Raw genomic sequence first — 26614 nt, forward strand, 5'->3', positions numbered from 1 at the left:
CGGGGCACTCACGCGGCGACGCTGCCGCGCAGCAGTTCGTTGCGCTCGCTGTGGCGCGGCTGGAACAGCGCGACCAGGCATTCCATCAGCGCATGCGCCTTGGCCGAATGGTCGCCGCCGAAGTTGCACACATACACGTCGAGCGTGGCGCCGCGCTGTTCGGGCCAGGTGTGGATGCACAGGTGCGATTCGGCCAGCAGCACGGTGGCCGTGACGCCGCCCGGCCCTTGCGGCGTGGCCGGAAAACCATGGACCAGCTTGCCCACCGGCTGCAGCCCGGCGGCCGTTGCCGCCTTGATGCAGACGGCGCCGAGCGCCTCCTTGTCGGTGAGCCATTGCATGGCGCATTGGCAGTCGTGGAGATCGGCGGTGAGGTGCAGCCCATGCATGGGTGGCAACTCTAGCAGCCCAGGTGTCGCCAAAGAGCATCAGTGGGGTGTTCTGGCCGCTGCAGGAGGGGGTTGGAGCGAGGCCGGTAAAATCGCGGGTTCCCCCTAATCCACATTCCCCGAAAGCCCACCGCCCATGGCAAACCAAGCCCTGATGGCCAACGCGATCCGCGCGCTGGCCATGGATGCCGTCCAACAAGCAAACTCCGGCCATCCGGGCGCACCGATGGGCATGGCCGACATGGCCGTCGCACTCTGGGGCGAACACCTGCGCTACAACCCCGCGAACCCGCACTGGTTCGACCGCGACCGCTTCGTGCTGTCGAACGGCCACGCCTCGATGCTGCTGTATTCGGTGCTGCACCTCACCGGCTACGACCTGCCCCTTGCCGAGCTCAAGAACTTCCGCCAGCTGCACAGCAAGACCGCGGGCCACCCCGAAGTGGACGTGACCCCCGGCGTGGAAACCACCACCGGCCCGCTGGGCCAGGGCATCACCAATGCGGTGGGCTTTGCATTGGCCGAGAAGCTGCTCGCGGCCGAGTTCAATCGCAAGGACCATGCCATCGTCGACCACCACACCTACGCCTTCCTGGGCGACGGCTGCATGATGGAAGGCATCAGCCATGAAGCCTGCGCGCTGGCCGGCGCCTGGCACCTGAACAAGCTGATCGCGCTGTACGACGACAACGGCATCAGCATCGATGGCCAGGTGAAGCCCTGGTTCATCGACAACACCGAAGAGCGCTTCAAGGCCTACGGCTGGAACGTGATCGGCCCGATCGACGGCAACGACGCCAAGGACGTGTCCAAGGCCATCGCCAAAGCGAAGAAGGAAGATTCGAAGCCCACCCTCATCATCTGCAAGACGCAGATCGGCAAGGGCAGCCCGAACCGCGCCAACACCGCCAAGGCCCACGGCGAGCCGCTGGGCGCCGACGAGATCACGCTCACCCGCGCCGCGCTGAACTGGCCCTATGCGGCCTTCGAAGTGCCGGAGGAAGCCTACGCCGACTGGAACCACAAGGAAGAAGGCGCCAAGGCCGAAGCGGCCTGGAACGACAAGTTCGAGGCCTACGCCAAGGCCTACCCCGGCCTGGCCGCCGAGTTCACCCGCCGCATGAAGGGCGAGCTGCCCAGGAACTTCCACCAGGTGGCGTTCGACACCGTGGTCGCGGCCCACACCAAGGGCGAGACCGTGGCCAGCCGCAAGGCCAGCCAGCTCGCGCTCGAGGCCTTCACCGCCGCGCTGCCCGAAATGCTCGGCGGCAGCGCCGACCTCACGGGCTCCAACCTCACCAACACCAAGAGCACTGCCGCGCTGCGCTTCGACGCCAAGACCGGCGCCGTGGTGCTGAACGCGCCCCCTGCGCCGCAGCCTCCGCAAGGCGCCGAAGACGAAGCCGCGCAGGGCGAAGCCGTCGAGCCGCCGCACGGCGAGATCGGCCGCCACATCAACTACGGCGTGCGCGAGTTCGGCATGGCGGCCATCATGAACGGCATCGCGCTGCATGGCGGCTTCATTCCCTACGGCGGCACCTTCCTGACCTTCAGCGACTACAGCCGCAACGCCATCCGCATGGCCGCGCTCATGAAGCGCCGCGTGGTGCACGTGTTCACGCACGACTCCATCGGCCTGGGCGAAGACGGCCCGACGCACCAGTCGATCGAGCACGCCGCCTCGCTGCGCCTGATTCCGAACCTCGACGTCTGGCGTCCGGGCGACACCGCCGAAACCGCCGTGGCCTGGGCCGTGGCGCTGCAGAACCAGTCGCGTCCGACCGCGCTGCTGCTGAGCCGCCAGAACATCGCCTACGCGCCCAAGGGCGAGCTCGGCGACATCAGCCGCGGCGCCTACGTGCTGGCGGAGCCCGAAGCCGTCGGCCTCAAGAGCAAGAAGACCGCCGCGGTCATCATCGCCACCGGTTCCGAAGTGCAGCTGGCACTGGCCGCGCAGAAGCTGCTGGCCGAGAAGAAGATTGCCGTGCGCGTGGTGTCGATGCCCTCGACCACCACCTTCGACCGCCAGGACGTGGCCTACAAGAAGGCCGTGCTGCCCAAGAAGCTGCCGCGCATCGCGGTGGAAATGGGCTGCACCGGCGGCTGGTGGAAATACGGCTGCGCGGCCGTCGTGGGCATCGACACCTATGGCGAGTCGGCACCGGCCGGGGCGCTGTTCAAGCACTTCGGCTTCACGGCCGAGAACGTTGCCGCCACGGTCGAAGCCGCACTGCGCGGCTGAGCCCGGCGAGGCTTTTCCCCTTTCTGTCCGACCACAAGTTTTTCAACCTTAGGAGCAAATCAGATGGCTATCAAACTCGGTATCAACGGCTTCGGTCGCATCGGTCGCAACGTGCTGCGCGCAGCGGTGCAGAACTTCAAGAACGACATCGAGATCGTCGCCATCAACGACCTGCTCGAGCCCGACTACCTGGCCTACATGCTCCAGTACGACTCGGTGCACGGCCGCTTCAAGGGCGAAGTCACGGTGGAAGGCAACACGCTGATCGTCAACGGCAAGAAGATCCGCCTCACGCAGGAGCGCGATCCGGCGCAGCTGAAGTGGAACGAAGTCGGCGCCGACATCGTGCTCGAGTCGACCGGCCTCTTCCTCACCAAGGAAACCTGCCAGAAGCACCTCGACGCGGGCGCGAAGAAGGTGATCATGTCGGCCCCCTCGAAGGACGACACCCCGATGTTCGTCTACGGCGTGAACGACAAGAAGTACGCCGGCGAAGCCATCGTCAGCAACGCCAGCTGTACCACCAACTGCCTGGCACCGCTGGCCAAGGTGCTGAACGACAAGTGGGGCATCAAGCGCGGGCTGATGACCACCGTGCACGCCGCCACCGCCACGCAGAAGACCGTCGACGGCCCGAGCAACAAGGACTGGCGCGGCGGCCGCGGCATCCTGGAAAACATCATTCCCTCGAGCACCGGCGCCGCCAAGGCCGTGGGCGTGGTGATCCCCGAGCTCAACAAGAAGCTCACCGGCATGAGCTTCCGCGTGCCGACCTCCGACGTGTCGGTGGTCGACCTCACGGTGGAGCTCGAGAAGGAAGCCACCTACAAGGAAATCTGCGCCGAGATGAAGTCGCAGAGCGAAGGCGCGCTCAAGGGCGTGCTGGGCTACACCGAGGACAAGGTGGTGGCCACCGACTTCCGCGGCGACCCGCGCACCTCGATCTTCGACGCCGAAGCCGGCATTGCGCTGGACGGCACCTTCGTGAAGCTCGTGAGCTGGTACGACAACGAATGGGGCTACTCGAACAAGTGCCTGGAGATGGTGAAGGTCGTGGCGAAGTAAAAGCTTCGCGGACCCGGCAACAAAAACGCGCCCTCGGGCGCGTTTTTTCATGGGCGTGGCACCGGGCGGTTCAGCGCAGCTTCTCGTTCCTGCGGATCTCGCTGGCCAGCTGGTTCGCCACCTCGGCCGATGCGCGCTTGGCGGAGAGCGCGAGGTCGTGCTTGAACTCGCTGAACTCCGCGGCACCCCGGCCGGTCGCCTTGACCCGCGTGATTTCCGCGCCGGCCGGATCGGTCACGGTGCAGGCGATCTCGGTGGTGAACTCCGTGGGTGGCCAGGTGAGGACCGACGAGGAGCTGGAACTGGTCGTGATCGCCGGCGTGAACACATAGGCTGCCCCCGACGCCTTGACGGCACTGGCATCGGCCGCCGAGGGGATGACGACCACGTCCTGGTAGACCGCGCGCAGCGCATCGCGGATCGATTTTTCCAGGTCGCGGTACGGGTAGTAGCTGATGCGGTCGCCGCCGCCGCCGGGGGTGATGGCCTGCTTGCCGCGCTCGGCATCGCTCATGGCATAGGCCACCTTCTTCGGCACCAGGTAGGTGTCGACGCGCTGCGGCGGCGCCGCCTCGGTGCTGAGCGAGATGGGGTGTGCGCAACCTGCGAGCACTGCGGCGAAGGCCAGCGCCAGCGCAATGCGGACGGTTCCGGAAAAGGACATGTTGGTCTTCCTTTTTTTTCGAACGGGTGGCGTCAGGAGCCGATGGCGGCGGCGAACTGCGGGTCGGTGTAGACCTTTTTCAGCAGCGCGCGAACGAGCGTCGGATAGGCCGTCTGCCCGGCCGGAATGGCCACCATGCCCGCGAAGCTGGACTCGAAGCTGATGTCGGCCTTGTAGGTCTTCTTCAGCCGCTGCACGCCTTCGCGCGTGACCTCGATCTGCACTTCCATCACGCCCGTGCCGGTGGAGATGTTCCCCACGCTGACGTCGTTGGCCAGGATCCGGGCATCGAGCCGCGTGCGCGACTTGGCATCGAATGCGGAGACTTCCTTCAGGTCGCGCACCAGCGCTTCCTCGAGATACTTGGCAAAGGTGCCGCTGGGCGAATCCAGCCGGGTTCCGCGCAGCGAGATCCTGTTGACGGGCGCGTTGGGGTCGGTCGGCTCGACCTTCACCACTGCGACGGTGGAAGGCTTCGAGGCCTTGAGCTGGTCAAGCGCGGCGTAGTCCGGCGCGTAGGGCGGTGCCTTGGGCGATGCGCAACCCGTCGCCAGGACGGCGAGCGCACAGAGGACAACGCCGAGCAGGCGGTTGTTTGCCATGTTTCTTCTCCTCCAGAGTTGTTTGGAGGCGCGACAGTAACATGACGTAAACCGGCCGCGTCAGACCGGCTCGAGCACGTGGATCAGCTTGCTCTGGACCAGCTCCTTCGTCTTCGCCCCGTGGGCCGCCATGTGCGGCGCCACCGCGTGGGCCTGCAGGTGCGCCAGCGTTTCCCATTTCTCGATCACCACGAAGGTGTCGGGCCCGAAGCTGGCCTTCGATGCAGGCACGCCCGCGGCGTCGACCGTGGCGCCGTATTCGATGCAACCCTCTTCGGCCAGCACGGCCGCGCGGTTGGCGGCAAAGGCTTCGAGCAGGCTGGCGCGCTGGCCCGGCTTGGCGGTGATGACGGCGACGACGTGGATCATGGAAAAAAGCTCCGTTGTTGCATGTGTGTGGAATGGGACCGTCGAATCTAAAAGACCGGCCGCCCGGCCAGCGGTCCCGCGCGCGACCCTATCATCGCCCGCATGTTCTTTCCCCTGCCCCGCACGGCCACCGCGCCGTTCTGTCCCTCCGAAGTCAAGGGCAGCGTGGCGGTCCCGCGGGACCTGCCCTTCGGCAAGAAGCTGCTGCGCTACGCGGGCCCCGGCCTGCTGGTGTCGGTGGGCTACATGGACCCGGGCAACTGGGCGACCGACATCGAGGCCGGGTCGCGCTTCGGCTACGGCCTGCTCTTCGTGGTGCTGCTCGCGAGCCTCGCGGCGATGCTGCTGCAGACGCTGTGCGTGCGGCTCGGGCTGGTGGCGCAGAAAGACCTGGCGCGCGCCTGCCGCGAGCACTATTCGCCGCGCGTGAGCCGCTTCCTGTGGCTGGGCGCGGAGCTGGCCATCGTGGCCTGCGACCTGGCCGAGGTGCTGGGCAGCGCGCTCGCATTGCACCTGCTGTTCGGCGTCTCGATCCCGGTCGGCATCGGCATCACTGCGTTCGACACGCTGCTCGTGCTGGGGCTCCAGGGCGCGGGCTTCCGCCGCGTCGAGGCGATCGTGCTCGGGCTGGTGGGCACCATCGCGGGCTGCTTCGTGGTGGAGCTCGCGATGTCGCAGCCCAACTGGTTCGGCGTGGCGATGGGCTTCGCGCCCAGCTTCGAGCGGCTGCAGCAGCCAGGCGCGCTGTACCTTGCGATCGGCGTGGTCGGCGCCACCGTGATGCCGCACAACCTGTACCTGCATTCGTCCATCGTGCAGACCCGGCTGGTGGCCGACAGCGATGCGGCGCGGCGCGAGGCGGTGCGCTTCTGCACCTTCGACGCGGTGTTCTCGCTCTCGCTCGCGCTGCTGGTCAACGCGGCCATCATGGTGCTGGCGGCCAGCGCCTTCCACAGCACCGGCCATGTGGAGGTGACCGAGATCGACGACGCCTACCGGCTCATCGAGCCCATCGTGGGCAGCGCGGTGGCGGCCACGCTGTTCGGCATTGCGCTCCTGGCCTCGGGCCAGAGCTCGACCTTCACCGGCACCATCGCGGGCCAGATCATCATGGAAGGTTTTCTCGACCTGAAGATCCCGTGCTGGCAGCGCCGCCTGATCACGCGGGGGCTGGCGCTCGGGCCGGCGTTCCTGGGGGTCTGGTGGTTCGGCGATGGCGGCGTGGGCAAGATGCTGGTGCTGAGCCAGGTGGTGCTGAGCTTCCAGCTGCCGTTCGCGATGTGGCCGCTGATCCGCTTCACGAGCAGCCGCGCGCTGATGGGCGGCTTTGCCAACGGCAGGCTGGTCAAGCTGCTGGCCTGGGGGCTGTTCGGCGTGATCAGCTCGGCCAACGTGTGGCTGGTGGCGTCGACGGTGCTCGGCGGCCCTTGATTTGGTGAAGACGAAGCCTTGTATCTTTAGCGCTCGGCCGCGTCCTTCCACAGGTGCACCAGCGACTCGGGCGCTTCGTTCTCGGGCACCTCGAAGCTGACCGAGCCCGAATGGGAAGTGGCGCTTTCCACCACGACCTCCACGCGGTAGAAGCGCTGGTCGCCGCCCGGCGAACCGGGGCCGCCGCGCGGCTCCGCGTGCGGCGCGGCGCTTTGCAGCGCTTCGCCGATCTGCTGGCGCAATTCCTCGCTGCAGTTGCCCAGCTGGTAGCTGCGCGGGCGCGACAGGCCCGGCACGTAGGCCACGCCGCCCTCGCGCGTCAGGCGCACGACGGAGGCCTGGTCCAGGGGCGGAAGCTGAATCATGATGGTGTGACTCCCACGGTGTTCCATGCGGCGCCAACGGCCTTGTGCGCCGCGCTGCCGGCGCCGAAGCGCCTGGCCGCATTTTCCACGCTGAGCTGTGCGAAGGCCAGGAAATCGGCGTCCCGGCGCAGCCGCCGGTCACACACCGTGTCGTACCAGACGCGGCCGGCCGTCTCCCATGCCGGGCCCTGGATGGCCGTGGCAGCGAGATGAAAGGCGCGGTTCGGAATGCCGGAATTGATGTGCACGCCGCCATTGTCCTGCCGCGTGTCGACAAAGTCTTTCATGTGGGCAGGCTGCGGGTCCTTGCCGAGCACCGGATCGTCGTAGGCCGTGCCGGGCTCGGCCATCGAGCGCAGTGCGCGCGCCTTCACACGGTCGGTGAAGAGCCCCGCGCCCACCAGCCAGTCGGCCTGCTGGGCCGTCTGCTTCCGCAGGTGCTGCTTGACCAGCGCGCCGAACACGTCGCAGATCGATTCGTTGAGCGCGCCCGGCTGCCCCTGGTAGACCAGGCTCGCCTCGTGGTCGATCACGCCGTGCGTGAGCTCGTGGCCGATGATGTCCACCGCGATGGTGAAGCGGTTCATGACCTCGCCGTCGCCGTCGCCGAACACCATCTGCCTGCCGTTCCAGAAGGCGTTGTCGTAGTCGTTGCCGTAGTGCACGCTGCCCGTGAGCGGCATGCCCGCGCCATCGATGGAATCGCGCTCGAAGATGTCGTGATACAGGCGGTAGGTGGCGCCCAGGTAGTCGTAGGCCTCGTCGGCGGCGATGTCGCCGGTGGCGGCCTGCCCTTCGGCGCGCACCAGCCGGCCCGGCAGGGCCATGGTGTGTTCCGCGTCGTGGATGGCGCGTGCGGGCGAGTCACGCCGCAGGTAACTGGGCGCGGGGCCCGACGACACGCCCTGCCCGGCCACCGCCTCGCGCAGGCCGCGGTGCTGGCGGTCGATCATCAGCGTCTGCGCCGCCTTCGCGCTGGCATGTGCACCGGCATGTTGCGCCAGCCGGTCCAGCAGGTACGGCGGTACGAAGCTGGGCGGCAAAAGGCCCGGCGAGCGAAGCGGCATGGGCGACTCTCCTTTGCAGTTGAGGGCAACGAAAAAGACGGTATCAGAAAGCCGTAAAACCTGGATCACTCCGTTACTTCTGGTCATGAGATGGCTGCGTTCCAGGCCATACGATCGGAGCCTTCCGATCCACTTGCCGCTGCTGCCATGTTCATCGTCACGCTCACCTACATCCGTCCGCTTGAAGAGCTCGATGTATTGATGGATGGGCACATGGCGTGGCTGCGAAAGCACTACCAAAGCGGTCTGTTCCTGGCCTCGGGCCGGCAGGTGCCGCGCAAGGGCGGCGTGATCTTCGCGCGCTCGGGCGACCGGGCAGAGCTCGAGGCCGTGCTCGCACGCGACCCGTTCGTGCAGAACGGCGCGGCCAGCACGCAGGTGATCGAGTTCGTACCCAGCATGACCGCGCCCGCGACCGAGATCCTCAAGGCGCTTTGAGGCCGCGCAGCCGCGTGGCTCAGGCCGCCGGCTTTTCCTCGCGCCCGCCGGGGTGCCGCGCAAAGCGCGCCGCATCGCGGCCATGCACCGGCGCCGGATCGCTCCAGGGCCAGCCGCCGAACTGCGTGCGGCGGTAGTCGGCCAGCGTCTGGCTGATCTCGGCCTGCGTGTTCATCACGAACGGACCGTATTGCACCACCGGCTCGGCAATGGGGCGGCCCTGCAGCAGCAGGAATTCGCCCGGCTCTTCATCGCCATTGCGCAGTTCGACGGCCGTGTCGGCGCGCAGTTCGATGGCGGCCGGGCCTTCCACGCGCCGGCCTGCGATGGTCGCCACCGCGCCCTTGAAGAAGTACAGCATGCGCCGCGTGCCATCGCCCGCGGCGGCCGGCAGCGTCCATTGGGCGCCGGGCGTCATCTTGAGCGTCCAGATCGCCACGTCGGCATCGGCCTGCGCGGCCCAGGAATCCGGCGGCGGCGCGAGCGGATGGATCGGCGCCGGTCCGCCGTCTGCGGCGGTGCCGCCGAAGCGGCCCGCGATCACCGCGACCTCGGTGCGCCCGCCCGCCGCATCGTCGGACGCAAAGTGCGGAATGGATTCCGACCAGAACATCGTGAAGTGCGGCTCGGCCATCTTGCTTCTGGCCGGCAGGTTGAGCCAGATCTGGAACAGCTCCAGCGGATTCGGCGCGTTCGCATCGAGCAGCGGAAACATCTCCGAATGCACGATGCCCTTGCCGGCCGTGAGCCACTGCACGTCGCCGCCGCCGAAGCGCGCGGTGGCGCCCAGCGAATCGGAATGGTCGACCAGCCCCTTGCGCACGATGGTCACCGTCTCGAAGCCCCGGTGCGGATGCGAGGGAAAGCCCGGCACCGTGTCGCCGTGGTACATGCTCCAGCCGTCCTTGCGGCTGAAGTCCTGGCCGATCTGGCGGCCCGCTAGCGGGGCCTCGGGCCCCATCTGCGCGTTGGCCTTCGGGTAGGCGTCGTCGTGATAGACGCAGAACAGGAACGGGTCGATCGTCTGCCACGGGAAGCCGAGCGGGCTCACCTGCAGGACGGGGCTGCGGCCTTCCTCGATGTGGCTGCTGCTGTCGTTGTTGCTGGACACCTCGGTATTCCTTTCGGTTGGGCGCGCCGCCGCTGAATGCGCGGCGGCGCTGCTTTGTGGAATATCGGGGCGCACCCGCTTCAGGGAAGGGGCCTTCCGCGCAACAGTGAGGAGCGCATATGGAACGATGGGCATCGTTCTTGTGCGTCAGCAGCGCAGCATCAGGCGTTCTGATGGGTCACTTCGGCGTTCGGGTCCATGTACATCAGCTCCCACAAGTGACCGTCGATGTCCTGGAAGCCGTGGCCGTACATGAAACCGTAGTCCTGCGGCTCGCGCGGCACCGTGCCGCCCGCGGCCACCGCCTTGGCCACCATCTCGTCGACCTCGGCGCGGCTTTCGCACGAGAGGCACAGCAGCACCTCGGTGCTCTTGCTGGTGTCGGCCAGGCTCTTGCTCGTGAAGGTCTTGAAGAAGTCTTCCACCAGCAGCATGGCGTGGATGCTGCCTTCCTGGATCACCATGCAGGCGGCGTTGGCGTCGGTGAACTTCTCGTTGAAGGTGTAGCCCAGCGCGGCAAAGAATGCCTTGGACTTGTCGAGGTTCTTGACGGCGAGGTTCACGAAGATCTGCTTGTTGGCCATGGTTGTCTTCCTATGTTGATGAAGAGTGGATCGGAGGTTTGCCGGCGTGTTGTGTACGCCGTCCACAAAAGATAGCAAAGAAAATGTACGGTGTCCACATTATTTTTATCGGAGGGCACTTTTTCCCAGCAGCCCGGCCAGCGCGAGGGTGCTGCGGTCCTCGAAATACGGGCCGACGATCTGCACGCCCAGCGGCAATCCACCGGCCGTGAAGCCCACGGGAGCGACCGTGGCGGGCAGGCCACCCAGGCTCGCAAGCCCCGACCAGGCGGCCAGTGCGTCGTAGCGTGTGGGCTTTCCATCGATAGTGAGCGTGCGCTTCTCGAAATCAGGCTCGGTCACGTGTTCGAAGGCCGCGCAGCCCGCCGCCGGACACAGCACGGCGTCGAATTGCATGAAGAGCGTGCGCAGCTGCGCCCGGATGCGCGTGCGCGTGGCCAGCAGGTCGAACCAGGTGCGCAGCCGCATCGGCGAACGGCCGCCGGGCTCGGCATGCGCGAGCACGGTCTGCACGATCTGGCCGTAGGTGTCGCCGACCTCGGCCAGATCGGGCAGCAGGTCCGAGGCTTGGGCGACCGAGGCGCCGGCCTTCGCCAGCCGCTGCCCGGCGCCTTCGACGGCGGCGCGCACATCGGCCGCCACCGAGGCCTGCGGATGCGCGCTGACCACCAGCACGCGCCAGTCCTTCGCCGCCGAATGGCGCGCCGCCGGCAGCATGAAGCGGCCCTGCGCCACGTGGGCCGCATCGGGCCCGGCCAGCACATCGAGCGCCAGCGAGAGGTCGTCCGCGCCATGGCCGATCGGCCCGATCACCGAGGGCAGCGCGGCCGGCGCCTCCTCGGTGCCCGGAAATGCGAAGCCGCGCGTCGGCAGCAGGCCCTCGCTCGGCTTGTGCGCGTACACGCCGCAAAAGCTCGCGGGAACGCGCAGCGAGCCCGTGAGGTCGGAGCCCAGCTCCAGCGCCACCATGCCGGTGGCCACCGCCGCTGCGCCGCCACCCGACGAACCGCCCGGCGTGCGCCTGGCATCGAGCGGGTGCACCGTCCGGCCATACACCGGGTTGTCGCACTGCCAGTCGGCCAGCGCCGGCGGCACGTTGGTCTTGCCGAGAATCACCGCGCCTGCCGCCTTGAGGCGTGCCACGGCGACGGCGTCCTGCCGCGGCACGAAATGGCGGTACTGCGGCAGGCCCCAGCTGGTCGGCAGGCCGGCGACGTTGAAGGCCTCCTTCACCGTCATCGGCACGCCCAGCAGCGGCCGGCGCTCGCCGCGCGCGAGCGCCGCGTCGGCTTCGGCGGCCTGCCGGCGCGCGCGGTCGAAGTCGCGCACCACCACCGCGTTGAGCGGGCCGTCGAGCGCCTCGATGCGGGCGATCGCGGCTTCGCACAAGTCGACCGCGCTCACTTGCCTGGCGGCGAGCGCCTTGGCCGACCGTGCGGCCCCGGCGGCCAGGAGGGTGGTGGGATCGAGGGCGGTCATGGTCTGTGCCTTTCTGCTGCTTGTCCATTCCAGCGACAGTGCCCGCATGGCGTGCGGAGAAAGACCGGGCATCATGGCCGGCATGGAAATCGAGTTCAAGTTTCATGTTCCCGCACAGCGCCTGAAAGCCGTGGAAGCCGCCATGCGGCGCGGCAGCGTCGTGCGTACCCGGCTGCAGGCGCGCTACTTCGACACCGCCGACCAGGCGCTGGCCGCCGAGGGCATCGTGCTGCGCCTGCGCAAGGAGGGGCGGCGCTGGGTGCAGACCGCCAAGGCCACCGGGGACAACGCGCTGCATCGGCTCGAACACAACGTCGACCTGGGCGCCGCGGCGGCCAGCCGCGCCGCGCCGGCCATCGATCCGCAGCGCCACCACGGCACGCCCGTGGGCGAGCGGCTTGCCAAGGTGCTGGCCGCGAGCGGTGCCCCGCTGGTCGAACGGCAGTCCACCGACATCGTGCGGCTCACGCGCGATGTGCGCACCTCCGGCGCCGGCGCGGCCGTGGTGGAGCTGGCGCTCGATGTCGGCAAGGTCATCGCCCACGCGGGTACGTCGGACGAGCGCGAATCGCCCGTATGCGAGCTGGAGCTCGAACTCAAGCGCGGCGACGTGCAGGGGCTGGTCGCGCTCGCGCGCCGCTGGTCGCAGCAGCACGGCCTGTGGTTCAGCACCGTGTCCAAGGCCGAGCGCGGCGCGCGCCTGCTCGCGAAGCTCGACGTGGTGCCGGCCGTGAAGGCCGAGGCGCCACGCTTTGCTGGCGAGAAAGGCGAGCTCGACGGCCGCGCCATCCAGCAGGCCGTGGTCGCGTCCTGCCTGGCGCAGATGCTGCCCAACGCAAGCGAGATCGCCGCGGGCAGCACGGATGAAGAACAGGTCCACCAGCTGCGCATCGGCATCCGGCGCCTGCGCACCGCGCTGCGCGAACTCGCGGGGCTCGACCCGCGCGCCGGTCTTTTCGACAGCGCCGAATGGGAGCCGCCGCTGGTCGAAGCCTTCCGCGCGCTCGGCCAACTGCGCGACCGCGAGCAGGTCGTGAAGCTGGCGCAGCCGCAGCTGCGCGATGCGGGGGCGCCGGAGTTCGATCCCTTGGCTGGCGACGAGGCGGCGGCCGAAGCGCCGTCGCCCGGCGAAGTGATGCGAGCGCCCGCGTTCCAGTCGGTGCTGGTTTCGCTGATCGGCTTCACCGCGGCAACGGCCGCGCCACACGCCAGTGCCGAAGGCGCCGGGCAGCCCGCGTCAGCGCCGCTCGGCGCCACCGAGGCGCGCCGCCATCTGCGCAAGCGCCTGCAGAGGCTGCATCGGCAGGCGGTGCGCGACGGCCGCCGTTTCGAATCGCTGTCGGCCGAGGACCAGCACCGCACGCGCAAGCGGCTCAAGCGCCTGCGCTACCTGGCCGAATTCGTGGCGCCGCTGTTCGCCGATGGGGATGATGAAGACGAAAAGTCATCGCCCGCCGAGCGCTACCTGAAGCGCCTGCGCCCCGCGCAGGACGCGCTCGGCGAATTCAACGACGAAGCCGTGGCGCTCGCGCTCTACCGCGAAGCCACCGCGCGCGATGCCCGCGCATGGTTTGCCGTCGGCTGGTTCAGCGCGCGCCGTGCGGCGGGCGCGAAGGCCTGCCGCAAGGCGCTGGGCAGGATCGGGAAGGCGCCGCGGTTCTGGAAAAAGAGGAATTAGAGAGCTGATCCGGAAGGATCAGTGATGGTGCCCATGCGCACCATGCACGTGCCGATGCTCGATTTCCACCGGCAGCGCCGCGCGCACGTCCGTCACCTGGAGGCTGAACTTCAGCGCCTTGCCGGCCCACGGATGGTTGCCGTCCAGCAGCACGACCGGGCCCTTGATCTTCATCACGGTGAAGAGGTGCTCGGTGCCATCGTCGAGCCGCCCCTGCAGTTGCCCGCCCACCTTCACGCCCGGCGGGAATTCGGACTTGGGGATGCTGCGCACCAGCGACTCGTCGCGCAGGCCGAAGGCGTCTTCGGGCGCGAGGTTCAGCGTGGTCTGGAAGCCTTTTTCCTTGCCATCGAGTGCTTCCTCGATCTTGGGCAGCGTGTTCTCGTAGCCGCCATGCAGGTAGGCCATCGGCTCGGGGCTGGCTTCGATGAGCTTGCCCTGGGCGTCGGCGACCTTGTACTTGAGGGTGACGACGGTGTCTTTTTCGATTTTCATGGGGACATTTTCTGTGGAAATCGATCGCTCAGCGGGACGGGGCCCGCGCCGCCCGCAACATCTCCGGCAGCGCCTCCACCGTGCTGAGCTTCTCCTTCACCATCCCGATGAACGCCGACACCGCCAGCGGCAGGTGCTTGCGGCTCGGATAGAGCACGCTCAGCCCCTGCCCCGTGCGCTGGTACTGCGGCAGCACCGGCACCAGCCGGCCGGCCTCCAGGTCGAGCCTGGCCATGGTGGGCGGCAGCAGCGCGACGCCCAGGCCGGCGAGCGCGGCCTTGCGCAGCGCCTGCGCGGTGTTGCCGCTGAAGCGGCCCGCGACCTGCACTTCTTCCTCCGCGCCGCCGGGGCCGGCCAGGCGCCAGAGGGTGCGGCCGCTCGGGTGGGGCGAGGTGACGCAATCGTGGTCCGCCAGGTCCTGCAAGGTGGCGGGCGCGCCGCGCGCGGCGATGTAGGCGGGGCTCGCGACCATGCCGTCGGTCCGGGCGCCCAGCAGCTGGCGGCCGACGTAGCCGGAGTCGGGCAGCGCGCCGCCGCGGAATGCGATGTCGATCTGCTCGGCGATCAGGTCGGCCCTGGCGTCGCTCAGAACAAAGTCGATGCGCACCAGCGGATGCGCGGCCAGGAAGTCGGCCACCCACTCCATCGGGAAGAAATCGAAGAAGTCGGCCGTCGCCGCCACGCGCACCAGGCCGCTGGGCTGCTGGCTGCCGGTGATCAGCTCCTGCCCGGCCTCGACCAGCCCGTCGACCGCGCCCGCGCAGCGCTCGTGAAAAGCCTGGCCGGCGCTGGTCAGCGTGAGCTTGCGGGTGGAGCGCTGCATGAGCCGCGTGCCCAACTGCGCCTCGAGCTGCTGGACGCGCCGGCTCACGGTGTTGGGCGGCAGGCCCAGCCGGCGCGCCGCCCCGGCAAAGCTGCCGTGGCGCACCACCTGCACGAACATGGCGATGTCGTTGAGGTCGAGCATGGCGGGGATTCCTTCTAATGGTAGACGAGTGCAATCCGATTCTGCCGTCTAGTCGATCAATGGGTGCAGCCCTAACCTTCTGCCCATGACTTCCTCATCTCCCGCTTCCCCAACCCGGTTCTGGAGCACCCCATGACCACCGCCGTTGCCACCACCACCACCGAAGCCCGCGCCATCGTCTACCGCACGCGCGGCTCGCAGCATGGGCCGATCACGCGGCTCGTGAGCCCGGGCGACCTGGGCGAATTCCTCAAGCCCTTCGTGTTCCTCGACCTGTTCGGCTTCGACACCTCGGGCGGCCGCAAGGGCTTCGGCATGCACCCGCATTCGGGCATTGCCACGCTGACCTGGCTGATCGAAGGCGACACGCTGTACGAGGACACGACCGGCGAGCAGGGCGTGCTGCCGGCCGGCGGCGTCGAGTGGATGCGCGCCGGCAACGGCGTGTGGCACGACGGCGCACCCGCGCCGGACACGAAGCGCGTGCAGGGCTTCCAGCTCTGGGTGGCCCTGCCGGCCTCGGAAGAGAACGCGCCGGCGCAAAGCATCTACCTGGCACCCTCGCAGGTGCCGCGGGAAGGCCCGGCGCGCGTGCTGCTCGGGCGCCTGGGCGCGGCGCAGAGCCCCATTCCGGCGCCGGCGCCGATGAATTACCTGGCCGTGCAGCTGAAGGATGGCGAACACTGGCGCTACACGCCGCCCGCCGGCCACACGGTGGGCTGGATCGCGGTCGACGCGGGCCGGCTCGATGCAGGCGACGGCGAACCGGTCGCCGCCGGTGAGCTGGCGGTGTTCGAGGAGTCCGGCGCGGCCATCGACTTCGTGGCCCAGGGCGACGCGTCCTTCGTGCTGGGCTCGGCCGCGAAGCATCCGCACGAACTGGTGATGGGCCACTACTCGGTGCACACCAGCCAGGCGGCGCTCGACCAGGGCGAGGCCGAGATCCGCCGCATCGGTGCGCGGCTGCGCGAGCAGGGCCGCTTGCGCTGAGAGCCGGGGCGCACGGCGCGTCGGCCCCTGCTGCAGCGCCGTGCCGATGCCCTGAACGGCACTTCGCCGGTGCATCCAGCGCCTTCATGGCGCGGGAACGGCCCCCAAGAAACCTCTTTCGGCCCTCCCGCCGCGCGCACCCCGCACCGTGCGCGCGGCGTTTTGCTTGGCGCCAGCCCTTTGCTGGCGCGCCTCTGCGTGCTTCAGCCCGCACCACCGAGGGCTTACCCCATCACGCAGGCCTGCATATTGCTTAAGACTGTCGTCGGTTGACTGTCGACAGTTTTCACAGTCGATCCGATGAACCCCGAACATGGCGCCGGCGCTCTCCCGCCGGGCCTGAAAAAGGAACGCGACATGCAATTGCAGGCAGTGGGCCGCAAGGCCCCACCCGTTTCCGAGGCCGAGCGCCAGGTGCGCGAAGACCTGGCCGCCGCCTACCGCCTGGTAGCGCACTACGGCATGGACGACAGCATCTACACGCACATCTCCGCGCGTGTGCCGGGCACCGAGGACCAGTTCCTGATCAACCCCTTCGGCATGCTGTTCAAGGACATCACGGCCTCGTCGCTGGTGAAGATCGACCTGGACGGCCGCATCCTCGACGACTCGCCCTGGGACGTGAACCCGGCCGGCTTCACCATCCACAGCGCCGTGCATTCGGCGCGCCACGACGCGGCCTGCGTGCTGCACACGCACACGGTGGCCGGCGTGGCGGTGTCGTCGCTGGCCGGCGGGCTGCAGCCGTGCAACCAGTGGGCGCTGCAGTTCTACAACCGCGTGGTCTATCACGACTTCGAGGGCATCGCGCTCGACGCCGACGAGCGCGAGCGCCTGGTGGCCGACCTGGGCCCGGCGGCGCGTGCGCTGATCCTGCGCAACCACGGCCTGGTCACGCTCGGGCGCACGGTGTCGGAGGCCTTCATCCTGATGCTCAACCTGGAGCGCGCCTGCCGCGTGCAGGTGGCGATCCAGTCGAGCGGCCTGCCGGTGTATCCGGTGCCGGCCGAGGTCTGCGAGAAGACCGCGCAGCAATACGAAAGCGGCGACAGCGTGCGCCAGCCGGGCCAGCCCGATCCGAACGCGCGCGAATGGCGCGCGCTGCTGCAGCGCATCGATCCGCTTCCCGCCACCTCGTACCGCGACTGAACCTGGCGCCGCGCGCGGCGCCCGCGTTCTTCCGTTCCCGTTTCCTCGTCCCCACCCGCTCGCACAGAGCCACAAGGAGTTTCCGCACATGAAACGTCGCAACCTCATCCAGATGGGCGCCGCCTCGGCCGCCGGATTGACGCTGGCGGGTGTCCCGCTGCATTTGCTGGCGCAGGGCAAGAAAGGCGGCGTCATCAACGCCGTCGTGCAGCCCGAGCCGCCGGGGCTGATGCTGGGCATCACGCAGAACGGCCCCACGCAGATGATCTCGGGCAACATCTACGAAGGCCTGCTGCGCTACGACGAGAAGATCAACCCGCTGCCCTCGCTGGCCACCTCGTGGACCGTCAACAAGGAAGGCACGCTCTACACCTTCAAGCTCAAGCCCGGCGTCACCTGGCACGACGGCAAGCCCTTCACCTCGGCCGACGTGGTGTTCTCGGCCGACGTGTTCCTGCGCAAGACGCATGCGCGCCTGCGCGCCAACCTGGCGTCGGTGGAGAGCATCAAGGCCATCGATCCGCTCACGGTCGAGTTCAAGCTCAAGTACCCCTTCGGTCCGTTCATCGGCATCTTCGAGGTCGGCAGCATGCCGATGATCCCGAAGCACATCTACGAAGGCACCGACTTCGCGACCAACCCGGCCAACGCCACGCCCATCGGCACCGGGCCGTTCAAGTTCAAGGAATGGGTCAAGGGCTCGTACATCCAGCTCGTGGCCAACGACAAATACCACGTCAAGGACGTGCCGCTGGTCGAGAGTGTGTACTTCCACGTGATTCCCGACGCGGCCTCGCGCGCGGCGGCCTTCGAGTCGGGCAAGGTCGACCTGGTGCCGGGCGGCGCGGTCGAATACTTCGACGTGCTGCGGCTTTCCAAGCTGCCGGGCGCGGCGGTCACCACCAAGGGCTGGGAGTTCTTTGCGCCCCATTCGTGGCTGTGGCTCAACAACCGCAAGGCGCCGATGGACAAGGTCAAGTTCCGCCAGGCCGTGATGTACGCGATCGACCGCGAGGCCATGGCCAAGATCGCCTGGCAGGGCTTCGCCAAGCCGGCGACCGGGCCGTTCAACAGCAACATCAAGTTCCACAGCACCGACGTCGCCAAGTACCCGCGCAACGTGGCCACCGCCAAGAAGCTGCTGGAAGAAGCCGGCTACAAGGGCGAGACGCTGCGCCTGCTGCCGCTGCCCTATGGCGAGACCTGGGCGCGCTCGGCCGAGATCCTGCGCCAGAACCTCGCGCAGGCCGGCATCAAGGTCGAGCTGGTGGCCACCGACGTGGCCGGCTGGAACCAGAAGCTCAACGAGTGGGACTACGACCTCGCCTTCACCTACGTCTACCAGTACGGCGACCCGGCGCTGGGCGTGGCGCGCAACTACACCACCGCCAACATCGCCAAGGGCTCGCCCTTCAACAACGTCGAGGGCTACTCGAACCCGAAGGTGGACGAGCTGTTCGACGCCGGCGCGAAGGAGAGCGACCCCGAGAAGCGCAGGGCCATCTACCTGCAGGTGCAGAAGATCCTGCTCGACGAGGTGCCCGTCGCCTGGCTGCACGAGCTCAACTTTCCGACGCTGTACCGCACCAAGCTGAACAACATCATCAGCTCGGGCATCGGCCTGAACGACAGCCTCGGTACGGCAACGCTCGCATGACGGCCAGCCTGCGCACGCCACCTCACAGGAGCCGCCGATGAAACGTACGCAGTTCATGCTGGGCCGCGTGATGCAGGGCCTGCTGGCGATCCTGCTGATCGCCACGGTCAACTTCATGCTGGTGCGCGCCGCGCCGGGTGATCCGGTGTCGGTGCTGGCGGGCGAGGCGGGCGCGTCCGATCCGCAGTTCGTGGCGCAGCTGCGCGCGCAGTTCGGGCTCGACCAGCCGATCACCACGCAGCTCGCCACCTACGTCGGCAAGGTAGTGCAACTCGACCTGGGCTTCTCGTACCGGCAGCAGCAGCCGGTGCTGAAGCTCATCATGGACCGGCTGCCCGCCACGCTGCTGCTCACGGGCACGGCGTTCGCGCTGTCGCTGCTGTTCGGCATCACGCTGGGCGCGCTGGCCGCGCGGCGTGCCGGCACCTGGGTCGACAGCTCGATCACTGTGGTGGCGCTCATCTTCTATGCCACGCCGCTCTACTGGCTCGCGCTGATGGCGGTGCTGGTGTTCACGGTGCAGCTCGACTGGCTGCCGGGCTTCGGCTTCAGCACCGTGGGCTCCGGCGCCACCGGCCTGGCGCTGGCCTGGGACATCGCGGGCCACCTGATGCTGCCGGCACTGACGCTCGCGCTTTTCTACATGGCGGTGTATGCGCGCATGACGCGCGCCGCCATGCTCGAGGTGGCGCAGATGGACTTCGTGAAGACCGCGCGCGCCAAGGGCGTGAAGCCCGGCCGCATCCTGCGCGCGCACGTGCTGCGCAATGCGCTGCTGCCGGTGGTCACGCTCGCCGGCATCCAGGCCGGCGGAATGATCGGCGGCGCGGTGCTGACCGAGACCGTGTTTGCCTGGCCCGGCATCGGCCGCCTGATGTTCGACGCGCTGCTGCAGCGCGACTACAACCTGCTGCTCGGCGCCTTCCTCGTGACCGCGGCCATGGCCGTGTTGTTCAACCTCATCACCGACCTCGTCTACACGCTGGTCGATCCCCGCATCGAGCTATGACCCTGCTGCAAAGTCCATTCTGGCGGCGCTTCTGCCGCAACAAGGGCGCCGTGCTCGGCATGGCCGTGCTGGTGCTGGTGGCCGTCGTCGCCATCATCGGCCCATGGGTCGCGACCAACGATCCATGGAACATGGTCGAACAGCCGTTCCTGCGGCCGTGGACCGAGCCCGGCTTCGCGCTCGGCACCGACACGCTGGGCCGCGACATCCTCTCGGGCGTGATTTACGGCGCGCGCATCTCGCTCCTGATCGGGCTGGTGTCGACCGTGGTGGCGCTGCTGATCGGCGTGACGCTCGGCGCCATTGCGGGCTACTTCGGCGGCTGGATCGACGCGGCGCTGATGCGCTTCACCGAGCTGTTCCAGGCCGTGCCGAGCTTCGCGCTCGCCATCGTGCTGGTGGCGATCTTCCAGCCCTCGGTCAATTCGATCGTAGTGGCCATTGCCATCGTCTCGTGGCCGCCGGTGGCGCGGCTGGTGCGCAGCGAGTTCCTCACGCTGCGCCAGCGCGACTTCGTGCAGGCCGCGCTGCTCGCGGGCCAGTCGACGCCGCGCATCATCCTCACGCAGATATTGCCCAACGCCATGTCGCCCATCATCGTGATGGCCTCGCTCATGACGGCCACGGCCATCCTGCTGGAGTCGAGCCTGAGCTTCCTCGGCCTGGGCGATCCGAACCAGATGAGCTGGGGCTACATGGTGGGCGCGGCGCGCACCGTGCTGCGCCAGGCCTGGTGGATGGCGCTGTTCCCGGGCCTGGCCATCGTGCTGACCGTGCTCGCGCTCAACTTGGTGGGCGAGGGTCTCAGCGACGGGCTCAACACGCGGCTCGACGGGAGGGGCAAATGAGCGCCACCGTCACACCCATGAAGCCGGTGCAGCCGGTGCTCGACGTCGTCGGCCTGGGCATCCGCCTGCCCAGGGGCGCGGACCGCGCGCTGGCCGTCGACGGCGCCACGCTGTCAGTGCTGCCGGGGCAGACGCTGTGCGTGGTCGGCGAATCGGGCTCGGGCAAGTCGATGATCGCCAACGCCGTGATGGGCCTGCTGCCGCGCCCGCACGTCGAGCCAGTGGCGGGGCAGATCCTCTTCGAAGGCCGCGACCTGCTGCAGCTCAGCGAGCCGCAGATGCGCGAGCTGCGCGGCCGCCGCATCGGCATGGTGTTCCAGGAGCCGATGACGGCGCTGAACCCGGTCATGCGCATCGGCGAGCAGATCGGCGAAGTCTTCGACGCGCACGGCAGCGTGCCCGCGGCCGAGAAGCGGCGGCGCATCCTGGCCGCGCTGGCCGACGTGGGCCTGCCCGATCCGGAGCTGCTGATCGACGCCTATCCGTTCCGCCTCTCGGGCGGCCAGCGCCAGCGCGTGATGATCGCCTGCGCACTGGTGCTGGAGCCCGTGCTGCTGATTGCCGACGAGCCGACCACCGCGCTCGACGTGACCACGCAGGCGCAGATCCTCGCGCTGATCCGCGAGCTGCAGCAGCGCCGCGGCACGGCGGTGCTGTTCATCACGCACGACTTCGGCGTGGTGTCCGAAATTGCCGACCATGTGGTCGTGATGCAGACCGGCAAGGTGGTCGAGGCCGGGCCGGTGCGCCAGGTGCTCGATGCGCCGCAGCACCCGTACACGCGCAAGCTCATCGCAGCCATTCCCACCGGCAATGCCGAGCGCGACACGCCCACGGGCGAAGTCACGCGCGTGCTGCAGGTGCAGGACCTGTGCAAGACCTACACCTCGGGCAACGGCCTCTTCAAGCGCGGCCGCTCGGTGCAGGCCGCGAAGAACGTCAGCTTCGAGCTGCGCCGCGGCGAAACGCTGGGGCTGGTCGGCGAATCGGGCTCGGGCAAGTCGAGCGTGGGCCGCTGCCTGGTGGGGCTCTCGCCGTTCGACAGCGGCCGCATCCTCTTCAAGGGCCGCAGCCTGTCGCAGGGCCCCGCCTTCCGGCGCGAGGCCGCGGGCAGGATACAGATGGTGTTCCAGGACCCGTACGCCTCGCTGAACCCGCGCCACCGCGTGGGCGCGGCCATCGCGGGCGGGCCGATCGCGCAGGGCGTGGGCAAGGCCGAAGCCATGGCGCGCGCGATGGAGCTGCTCAAGCTCGTCGGCCTGGGCGCCGACGCGGCCGAGCGCTATCCGCACGAGTTCTCGGGCGGGCAGCGCCAGCGCATCGGCATTGCCCGCGCGCTCGCCATGCAGCCCGAACTGCTGGTGGCCGACGAGCCGGTGTCGGCGCTCGACGTGTCGGTGCAGGCGCAGGTGCTCGAACTCTTCGCGCAGGTGCGCGAGCAGTTCCAGCTCGCGATGGTCTTCATCACGCACGACCTGCGCGTGGCCGGCCAGATGTGCGACCACATCGCGGTGATGCAGCGCGGCGAAGTCGTCGAATACGGCGAGACGCACAAGGTGCTCGGCGATCCGAAGCATGCCTACACGCGCAAGCTGATCGAGGCGGTGCCGCGGCTGGTGTCCGCCGCGTCGCCGGCCGAGGCGCTGGTCGCGTGATGGCGCTGAACGACAAAGGCGGCACGCCTTGCGTGGCGATCCTGAGCGAGGTGCTGGACATGGAATACCTCGCCGCGGCCTTCCGCGAGGCCCATCCCGGCATCGACCTGCGCCTGGGCGCAGAGCTCGGTGCGCTCGACCAGATCGATGCGGCCGTCTGCTGGTTTCCGCCGCACGGCCTGCTCGCCCGGATGCCGAAGCTGCGGCTCGTGCAGTCGCTGGCCGCGGGCATCGAGCACATCACGGCCGACGCGGAACTGCCGCGCCAGGTGCCGCTGTGCCGCATCGTCGACACCGGCATGGCGGCCGGCATGAAGGCTTATGTCTGCTGGGCCGTGGTGCAGCAGCATCGCGGCATGCGGGCCTACGTCGCGAGTTCCGCCGCCCGCCGGTGGGAGGAGCAGCCGATCGTGTCGCCGCGCCACCATCGCGTGGGCATTGCCGGCCTGGGCACTTTGGGCATGGCCTGCGCCGAAGCGCTGGCCGCCATCGGCTACCCGGTGCGCGGCTGGAGCCGCAGCGCGAAAGAGGCCTTGCCGGCCGGCGTCGAGGGCTTCCACGGCGCCGCGCAGCTCGACGAATTCCTCTCGGGCTGCGACACGCTGGTGTGCCTGCTGCCGCTGACCGCAGAGACGCACGGCTTTCTCGATGCCGCGCTGTTCGCCAAGCTGCCGCGCGGCGCGCACCTGGTCAACGTCGGCCGCGGTGACCACCTGGTCGAGGCCGACCTGCAGCCGGCGCTCGACGCGGGCCAGCTCTCGGCGGCCACGCTCGATGCCTTTTCGCAAGAGCCGCTGCCGCCGGAGCATCCGTTCTGGGGCGACCCGCGCATCCTCGTCACGCCGCACATCGCCACGCGCACCGACAGCCTCGTGATCGCCCGCCAGACGCTCGACAACCTCGCGTCGGTGCGCGAGGGACGGCGCCCCGCGAACCAGGTCGACCTGGCGCGCGGCTATTGAACTCCCCACAAACCGGAACCGACTTCATGAACGCCAGCACGCACGCGGAGAACGCCGCCAACGACATCGCCGCGCATCTCCATCCCTTCACCAACCTCGCGACCCATCCGCAGCTCGGCCCGCTGGTGATCCAGCGCGGCGACGGCATCTTCGTGGAGGACGACCAGGGCCGCCGCTATCTCGAAGCAATGTCGGGCTTGTGGTGCGCCTCGCTGGGCTTCAGCAACGCACGCCTGGCCAAGGCCGGCAGCGGGGCGCTGCACGGGCTGCCGTACTACCACACGTTCAACGGCCGCTCCAATCCGGCCGCGATCGCGCTGGCCGAAAAGCTCTTGTCGCTGGCGCCGGTGCCGATGTCCAAGGTGTTCTTCGCCAACTCGGGTTCGGAGGCCAACGACTCGGCGGTCAAGCTGGTCTGGTACTACCACAATGCCATCGGCAAGCCCGAAAAGAAGAAGATCATCGCGCGCCGCAACGCCTACCACGGCGTCACCGTCGCGGCCGCGAGCCTGAGCGGCCTGGTGCCGAACCACCGCGACTTCGACCTGCCGATCGACCGCATCCTGCACGTCGACTGCCCGCACCATTTCCGCTACGCCGAGGCCGGCGAGAGCGAGCAAGACTTCGCGACGCGGCTGGCCGCTGCGCTCGAGCAGCGCATCCTCGACGAAGGCCCCGAGACGGTCGGCGCCTTCATCGCCGAACCCGTGATGGGCGCGGGCGGCGTGCTGGTGCCGCCGGCCACCTACTTCGACAAGGTCCAGAAGGTGCTCGCGAAATACGAGGTGCTGCTGATTGCCGACGAGGTGATCTGCGGCTTCGGCCGCACCGGCCAGATGTTCGGCTCCACCACCTTCGGCCTCAGGCCCGACATCCTGACCGCGGCCAAGGCGCTGTCCTCGGGCTACGTGCCGATCTCGGCCGTGATGGTCAACGAGAAAGTGCATGCGGCGGTGGCCGCCAACAGCGGAAAGATCGGCACCTTCGGCCACGGCTTCACCTACTCGGGCCATCCGGTGGCCTGCGCCATCGCGCTCGAGACGCTCAAGGTCTACGAGGACGAGAACATCCTCGCGCACGTGCAGTCGCTGGTGCCGCAATTCCAGAAGGGGCTGCAGGCCCACGCCGGGCGCAGGTACGTCGGCGAGGTGCGTGGCGTGGGGCTCATCGGCGCCATCGAGCTGTATGCCGATCCCGCGAAGCGCACGCCCTTCGGTCCCGCGCAGAAGGCCGGCGCCCGCCTGGCCGAGCTCGCACTGGCGCAGGGGCTCATCGTGCGCGCGATGGGCGATTCCATTGCCTTCTGCCCGCCGCTCATCATCACGGCCGGACAGATCGACGACATGTTCGCGCGCTTCGGCCGCGCGATGGCAATCTTCGAGGAAAGCTTCGCGTGAAGGCCTTCTTCACCGACGAGCAGCTGCTGCACGATCCGCAGCAGTTCATGCGGCTGGGCCGCCTCTGCAAGCCGACCGACCTGCCAAGCCGCGCGCATGCGCTGCGCGACGCGCTGGCCCTGCGCGGCATTGCGCTGGCCGAGCCGCGGGACTATGGCCGCGCGCCGCTCGAAGCCGTGCACAGCGCCGACTACCTCGACTACCTCGAAACCGCCTACGCGCTGTGGCGCGAACTGAAGGTGCCCGGCGTGGAGCCCGGCATCGAGGTGCTGCCGAATCTTTCGCCGTACTACAACGGCACGCCGGGCGTGGCGCGCGCGCCCTGTCCTTCGCCCTCGCTGGTGGCGCGCACGGGCTACTACATCAGCGACCTCTCGTGCCCGCTCGGCCCGCACACCTGGCGCTCGATACTGCGCTCGGCCCATACCGCGGTGGCCGCCGCGGATGCGGTGCTGGAAAGCGGCGACGCGGCCTACGCGCTGTGCCGCCCTTCGGGCCATCACGCGCACCGCGACCGCGCGGGAGGCTTCTGCTACATCAACAACAGCGCCATCGCGGCAGAGCGGCTGTGCGGGCGGCACGGCCGCGTGGCGGTGTTCGACGTCGATGCGCACCACGGCGACGGCACGCAGAACATCTTCTATGCGCGCGGCGACGTGCTGACCGTGTCGACGCATGCCGATCCCTCGGGCTACTACCCGTTCTACACCGGCTACGCGCACGAGCGCGGCACGGGCGCGGGCGAAGGCTTCAACCTGAACCTGCCGCTTGCGCACGGCGCGGACAACGCGGCGTTCCTGCAGGCGGTGGATGAAGGCGCGGCCGCGCTGCGCGAATTCGCGCCCAAGGCGCTGGTGCTCGCGCTCGGCTTCGACAGCTACAAGGACGACCCCATCAGCGTGCTCAAGCTCGACCTCGACGCCTACCGCCACATCGGCGAGCGCGTCGGCGCGCTGAAGCTGCCCACGGTGATCGTGCAGGAAGGCGGCTACATGGTCGAGGCCATCGGCCCCGCGCTCGACAACTTCCTGCGGGGCTTCCAGGCCGCGCGATGAGCACCGCCGCCACGGCTCTCTCATTGCGTCCGGCGGGCTCCAGGCGCGCCGGCGTGGCGCTGTTCTTCTGCGCGCTGGTGGCCTTTGCCTCCTACGACGCGTTCTGCAAGTACATGCTGCAGTTCTACCCGGCGCCCTTCGTCAACGTGATGCGCTATGTCGCGGTGAGCGGCATTGCCTTCGCGATGCTGCTGCGCCATGGCGACCTGCGCATGTGGCGCACGCCGCACAAGCCCCTGCTGCTGCTGCGCGGCCTGATGCTCGCGACGGTGGCCACCTGCTTCATGACCGCGCTGATCTGGATGCCGCTGGCCGAGGCCACGGCCATCTACTTCACCGCGCCGCTCCTGATGGTGGCGCTGTCGCCGTGGCTGCTGGGCGAGCAGGTGCGGCGCAGCCGCTGGGTGGCGGTGACGGTCGGCTTCGGCGGCATGCTGCTGATCGTGCGGCCGGGGGCCGACCTGCCGCTGCTCGGCACGGTGCTGATGGCCGTGGCCGCCGTCTGCTACGCCATCTTCCAGCTGCTCACGCGGCGGCTCGCGGGCCTGGTCGCGGGGCCGGTGCAGTACGCCTGGACCGCGCTGGCCTGCTTCGTCGTCACGCTGCTGCCTGCGCCCTTCTTCCTGCCGGCCCAGCAGCCGCCCTGGGGCGACGTGGCGCTGCTGCTCGCGGGCGGCGCCTGCAGCGCGGCGGCGCAATGGCTGCTGCTGGCCGCTTTCGAGCGCGTGGAGGCCTCGACGCTCGCGCCGCTCAACTACTTCCAGCTGCTGCTGGCCGTGGCCTTCAGCACCTTCTGGTTCCGCCGGCCGCCCGACGCGATCGCGATGGCCGGCATCGCGCTGATCATGGCTGCGGGCATCTACCTGGCGCGCGCGGGGCGGGGCCTGAAGAGCGCACCGGCCGCGCCGGACGCCATCCGGTGAAGAATCGCCCCTGGCGCAGCATC

At 68.7% G+C, this 26614-nt stretch carries 26 protein-coding genes; 15 read left to right on the forward strand and 11 right to left on the reverse strand.

The annotated features are described in order from the left end of the window. Positions 1 to 8 precede the first annotated feature (8 nt). Complete coding sequence (gene speD, locus IB278_RS19150) at positions 9 to 389, reverse strand: adenosylmethionine decarboxylase (RefSeq protein WP_145738999.1); 381 nt, start codon at positions 387 to 389, stop codon at positions 9 to 11. A 136-nt stretch (positions 390 to 525) separates the two neighbouring features. Between speD and IB278_RS19155 the strand changes: the two genes are divergently transcribed. Both IB278_RS19155 and gap read left to right on the forward strand, forming a co-directional pair. Continuing rightward, positions 526 to 2631 (forward strand): transketolase family protein, encoded by a 2106-nt coding sequence (locus IB278_RS19155; protein WP_145739001.1) that lies wholly within the window; start codon positions 526 to 528, stop codon positions 2629 to 2631. Between the two features lie 63 nt (positions 2632 to 2694). Beyond that, on the forward strand, positions 2695 to 3696 hold the full coding sequence (gene gap / locus IB278_RS19160) for a type I glyceraldehyde-3-phosphate dehydrogenase (RefSeq protein WP_015867997.1): 1002 nt from the start codon (positions 2695 to 2697) through the stop codon (positions 3694 to 3696). Positions 3697 to 3766: 70 nt separating this feature from the next. Here gap and IB278_RS19165 read toward each other — a convergent pair whose 3' ends face one another. The 3 genes from IB278_RS19165 to IB278_RS19175 are packed head-to-tail and all read right to left on the reverse strand — an operon-like array spanning position 3767 to position 5331. Then, complete coding sequence (locus IB278_RS19165) at positions 3767 to 4360, reverse strand: hypothetical protein (protein ID WP_145739004.1); 594 nt, start codon at positions 4358 to 4360, stop codon at positions 3767 to 3769. A gap of 32 nt (positions 4361 to 4392) precedes the next feature. Then, positions 4393 to 4962, reverse strand: coding sequence for a hypothetical protein (locus tag IB278_RS19170; protein WP_145739005.1), 570 nt, complete (start codon positions 4960 to 4962; stop codon positions 4393 to 4395). A 60-nt stretch (positions 4963 to 5022) separates the two neighbouring features. After that, positions 5023 to 5331, reverse strand: a complete 309-nt coding sequence (locus IB278_RS19175; RefSeq protein ID WP_015867994.1) for a putative quinol monooxygenase — start codon at positions 5329 to 5331, stop codon at positions 5023 to 5025. A 102-nt stretch (positions 5332 to 5433) separates the two neighbouring features. On the opposite strand from IB278_RS19175, the gene IB278_RS19180 reads away from it, so the two are divergent. Beyond that, positions 5434 to 6762 carry an Nramp family divalent metal transporter gene (locus tag IB278_RS19180; RefSeq protein WP_145739007.1) on the forward strand — a complete coding sequence of 443 codons (1329 nt, stop codon included), beginning with the start codon at positions 5434 to 5436 and terminating at the stop codon, positions 6760 to 6762. 26 nt (positions 6763 to 6788) lie between these two features. Here the strand turns inward: IB278_RS19180 and IB278_RS19185 are convergent, their stop codons facing one another. Both IB278_RS19185 and IB278_RS19190 read right to left on the reverse strand, forming a co-directional pair. After that, positions 6789 to 7127: a protealysin inhibitor emfourin gene (locus IB278_RS19185; protein ID WP_145739009.1), complete on the reverse strand. Its 339-nt coding sequence runs from the start codon at positions 7125 to 7127 to the stop codon at positions 6789 to 6791. Continuing rightward, the gene (locus tag IB278_RS19190) at positions 7124 to 8194 is read right to left on the reverse strand and encodes a M4 family metallopeptidase (protein WP_145739011.1); all 1071 of its coding nucleotides are present in this window, start codon (positions 8192 to 8194) and stop codon (positions 7124 to 7126) included. The genes IB278_RS19185 and IB278_RS19190 overlap by 4 nt, the downstream gene beginning before the upstream one ends. A gap of 147 nt (positions 8195 to 8341) precedes the next feature. Here IB278_RS19190 and IB278_RS19195 point away from each other — a divergent pair, with 147 nt between their 5' ends. Continuing rightward, entirely contained in the window at positions 8342 to 8632 is a 291-nt protein-coding gene (locus IB278_RS19195; RefSeq protein WP_145739013.1) for a YciI family protein, read from the forward strand. A 19-nt stretch (positions 8633 to 8651) separates the two neighbouring features. Here IB278_RS19195 and IB278_RS19200 read toward each other — a convergent pair whose 3' ends face one another. The 3 genes from IB278_RS19200 to IB278_RS19210 form a co-directional block, all read right to left on the reverse strand. Then, complete coding sequence (locus tag IB278_RS19200; RefSeq protein WP_225613023.1) at positions 8652 to 9827, reverse strand: pirin family protein; 1176 nt, start codon at positions 9825 to 9827, stop codon at positions 8652 to 8654. A gap of 77 nt (positions 9828 to 9904) precedes the next feature. Next, positions 9905 to 10327 carry a VOC family protein gene (locus tag IB278_RS19205; protein ID WP_145739015.1) on the reverse strand — a complete coding sequence of 141 codons (423 nt, stop codon included), beginning with the start codon at positions 10325 to 10327 and terminating at the stop codon, positions 9905 to 9907. 105 nt (positions 10328 to 10432) lie between these two features. Continuing rightward, complete coding sequence (locus IB278_RS19210; protein WP_192324840.1) at positions 10433 to 11806, reverse strand: amidase family protein; 1374 nt, start codon at positions 11804 to 11806, stop codon at positions 10433 to 10435. Between the two features lie 73 nt (positions 11807 to 11879). On the opposite strand from IB278_RS19210, the gene IB278_RS19215 reads away from it, so the two are divergent. Further along, the gene (locus IB278_RS19215; protein ID WP_192324842.1) at positions 11880 to 13484 is read left to right on the forward strand and encodes a CYTH and CHAD domain-containing protein; all 1605 of its coding nucleotides are present in this window, start codon (positions 11880 to 11882) and stop codon (positions 13482 to 13484) included. Between the two features lie 18 nt (positions 13485 to 13502). Here the strand turns inward: IB278_RS19215 and IB278_RS19220 are convergent, their stop codons facing one another. Further along, positions 13503 to 13979, reverse strand: a complete 477-nt coding sequence (locus IB278_RS19220) for an FKBP-type peptidyl-prolyl cis-trans isomerase (protein ID WP_192324844.1) — start codon at positions 13977 to 13979, stop codon at positions 13503 to 13505. A 28-nt stretch (positions 13980 to 14007) separates the two neighbouring features. Next, on the reverse strand, positions 14008 to 14946 hold the full coding sequence (locus IB278_RS19225) for a LysR family transcriptional regulator (RefSeq protein WP_145739023.1): 939 nt from the start codon (positions 14944 to 14946) through the stop codon (positions 14008 to 14010). Positions 14947 to 15078: 132 nt separating this feature from the next. On the opposite strand from IB278_RS19225, the gene IB278_RS19230 reads away from it, so the two are divergent. The 10 genes from IB278_RS19230 to IB278_RS19275 all read left to right on the forward strand — a co-directional run bounded on the left by IB278_RS19230 (position 15079) and on the right by IB278_RS19275 (position 26591). Then, the gene (locus tag IB278_RS19230) at positions 15079 to 15936 is read left to right on the forward strand and encodes a pirin family protein (RefSeq protein ID WP_145739024.1); all 858 of its coding nucleotides are present in this window, start codon (positions 15079 to 15081) and stop codon (positions 15934 to 15936) included. Between the two features lie 357 nt (positions 15937 to 16293). After that, entirely contained in the window at positions 16294 to 17085 is a 792-nt protein-coding gene (locus tag IB278_RS19235; protein WP_186454095.1) for a class II aldolase/adducin family protein, read from the forward strand. Positions 17086 to 17173: 88 nt separating this feature from the next. Further along, a complete protein-coding gene (locus IB278_RS19240; protein WP_192324846.1) occupies positions 17174 to 18742 on the forward strand; it encodes an ABC transporter substrate-binding protein in 1569 nt (522 codons plus the stop codon). 37 nt (positions 18743 to 18779) lie between these two features. After that, positions 18780 to 19751 (forward strand): ABC transporter permease, encoded by a 972-nt coding sequence (locus IB278_RS19245; protein ID WP_192324848.1) that lies wholly within the window; start codon positions 18780 to 18782, stop codon positions 19749 to 19751. Next, entirely contained in the window at positions 19748 to 20599 is an 852-nt protein-coding gene (locus IB278_RS19250) for an ABC transporter permease (protein WP_047784595.1), read from the forward strand. Before IB278_RS19245 ends, IB278_RS19250 begins: the two co-directional genes overlap by 4 nt. Further along, a complete protein-coding gene (locus IB278_RS19255; protein WP_192324850.1) occupies positions 20596 to 22254 on the forward strand; it encodes an ABC transporter ATP-binding protein in 1659 nt (552 codons plus the stop codon). The genes IB278_RS19250 and IB278_RS19255 overlap by 4 nt, the downstream gene beginning before the upstream one ends. Continuing rightward, the gene (locus IB278_RS19260) at positions 22254 to 23216 is read left to right on the forward strand and encodes a 2-hydroxyacid dehydrogenase (RefSeq protein ID WP_192324852.1); all 963 of its coding nucleotides are present in this window, start codon (positions 22254 to 22256) and stop codon (positions 23214 to 23216) included. The genes IB278_RS19255 and IB278_RS19260 overlap by 1 nt, the downstream gene beginning before the upstream one ends. Before the next feature lie 26 nt (positions 23217 to 23242). Beyond that, positions 23243 to 24613: an aspartate aminotransferase family protein gene (locus tag IB278_RS19265; RefSeq protein ID WP_192324854.1), complete on the forward strand. Its 1371-nt coding sequence runs from the start codon at positions 23243 to 23245 to the stop codon at positions 24611 to 24613. Beyond that, positions 24610 to 25668 carry a histone deacetylase family protein gene (locus tag IB278_RS19270; protein WP_192324856.1) on the forward strand — a complete coding sequence of 353 codons (1059 nt, stop codon included), beginning with the start codon at positions 24610 to 24612 and terminating at the stop codon, positions 25666 to 25668. The genes IB278_RS19265 and IB278_RS19270 overlap by 4 nt, the downstream gene beginning before the upstream one ends. Further along, a complete protein-coding gene (locus tag IB278_RS19275; protein ID WP_145739036.1) occupies positions 25665 to 26591 on the forward strand; it encodes a DMT family transporter in 927 nt (308 codons plus the stop codon). The genes IB278_RS19270 and IB278_RS19275 overlap by 4 nt, the downstream gene beginning before the upstream one ends. Positions 26592 to 26614: the final 23 nt, after the last annotated feature.

This window comes from Variovorax sp. VRV01, from assembly GCF_014852545.1.
GTDB lineage: Bacteria > Pseudomonadota > Gammaproteobacteria > Burkholderiales > Burkholderiaceae_C > Variovorax > Variovorax beijingensis_A.

What these genes read in the sequence shown, in the direction of transcription:
- speD (WP_145738999.1), bottom strand. Translation starts at nt 389, where the DNA reads ATGCATGGGCTGCACCTCACCGCCGATCTCCACGACTGCCAATGCGCC.
- IB278_RS19155 (WP_145739001.1), top strand. Translation starts at nt 526, where the DNA reads ATGGCAAACCAAGCCCTGATGGCCAACGCGATCCGCGCGCTGGCCATG.
- gap (WP_015867997.1), top strand. Translation starts at nt 2,695, where the DNA reads ATGGCTATCAAACTCGGTATCAACGGCTTCGGTCGCATCGGTCGCAAC.
- IB278_RS19165 (WP_145739004.1), bottom strand. Translation starts at nt 4,360, where the DNA reads ATGTCCTTTTCCGGAACCGTCCGCATTGCGCTGGCGCTGGCCTTCGCC.
- IB278_RS19170 (WP_145739005.1), bottom strand. Translation starts at nt 4,962, where the DNA reads ATGGCAAACAACCGCCTGCTCGGCGTTGTCCTCTGTGCGCTCGCCGTC.
- IB278_RS19175 (WP_015867994.1), bottom strand. Translation starts at nt 5,331, where the DNA reads ATGATCCACGTCGTCGCCGTCATCACCGCCAAGCCGGGCCAGCGCGCC.
- IB278_RS19180 (WP_145739007.1), top strand. Translation starts at nt 5,434, where the DNA reads ATGTTCTTTCCCCTGCCCCGCACGGCCACCGCGCCGTTCTGTCCCTCC.
- IB278_RS19185 (WP_145739009.1), bottom strand. Translation starts at nt 7,127, where the DNA reads ATGATTCAGCTTCCGCCCCTGGACCAGGCCTCCGTCGTGCGCCTGACG.
- IB278_RS19190 (WP_145739011.1), bottom strand. Translation starts at nt 8,194, where the DNA reads ATGCCGCTTCGCTCGCCGGGCCTTTTGCCGCCCAGCTTCGTACCGCCG.
- IB278_RS19195 (WP_145739013.1), top strand. Translation starts at nt 8,342, where the DNA reads ATGTTCATCGTCACGCTCACCTACATCCGTCCGCTTGAAGAGCTCGAT.
- IB278_RS19205 (WP_145739015.1), bottom strand. Translation starts at nt 10,327, where the DNA reads ATGGCCAACAAGCAGATCTTCGTGAACCTCGCCGTCAAGAACCTCGAC.
- IB278_RS19210 (WP_192324840.1), bottom strand. Translation starts at nt 11,806, where the DNA reads ATGACCGCCCTCGATCCCACCACCCTCCTGGCCGCCGGGGCCGCACGG.
- IB278_RS19215 (WP_192324842.1), top strand. Translation starts at nt 11,880, where the DNA reads ATGGCCGGCATGGAAATCGAGTTCAAGTTTCATGTTCCCGCACAGCGC.
- IB278_RS19220 (WP_192324844.1), bottom strand. Translation starts at nt 13,979, where the DNA reads ATGAAAATCGAAAAAGACACCGTCGTCACCCTCAAGTACAAGGTCGCC.
- IB278_RS19225 (WP_145739023.1), bottom strand. Translation starts at nt 14,946, where the DNA reads ATGCTCGACCTCAACGACATCGCCATGTTCGTGCAGGTGGTGCGCCAC.
- IB278_RS19230 (WP_145739024.1), top strand. Translation starts at nt 15,079, where the DNA reads ATGACCACCGCCGTTGCCACCACCACCACCGAAGCCCGCGCCATCGTC.
- IB278_RS19235 (WP_186454095.1), top strand. Translation starts at nt 16,294, where the DNA reads ATGCAATTGCAGGCAGTGGGCCGCAAGGCCCCACCCGTTTCCGAGGCC.
- IB278_RS19240 (WP_192324846.1), top strand. Translation starts at nt 17,174, where the DNA reads ATGAAACGTCGCAACCTCATCCAGATGGGCGCCGCCTCGGCCGCCGGA.
- IB278_RS19245 (WP_192324848.1), top strand. Translation starts at nt 18,780, where the DNA reads ATGAAACGTACGCAGTTCATGCTGGGCCGCGTGATGCAGGGCCTGCTG.
- IB278_RS19250 (WP_047784595.1), top strand. Translation starts at nt 19,748, where the DNA reads ATGACCCTGCTGCAAAGTCCATTCTGGCGGCGCTTCTGCCGCAACAAG.
- IB278_RS19255 (WP_192324850.1), top strand. Translation starts at nt 20,596, where the DNA reads ATGAGCGCCACCGTCACACCCATGAAGCCGGTGCAGCCGGTGCTCGAC.
- IB278_RS19260 (WP_192324852.1), top strand. Translation starts at nt 22,254, where the DNA reads ATGGCGCTGAACGACAAAGGCGGCACGCCTTGCGTGGCGATCCTGAGC.
- IB278_RS19265 (WP_192324854.1), top strand. Translation starts at nt 23,243, where the DNA reads ATGAACGCCAGCACGCACGCGGAGAACGCCGCCAACGACATCGCCGCG.
- IB278_RS19275 (WP_145739036.1), top strand. Translation starts at nt 25,665, where the DNA reads ATGAGCACCGCCGCCACGGCTCTCTCATTGCGTCCGGCGGGCTCCAGG.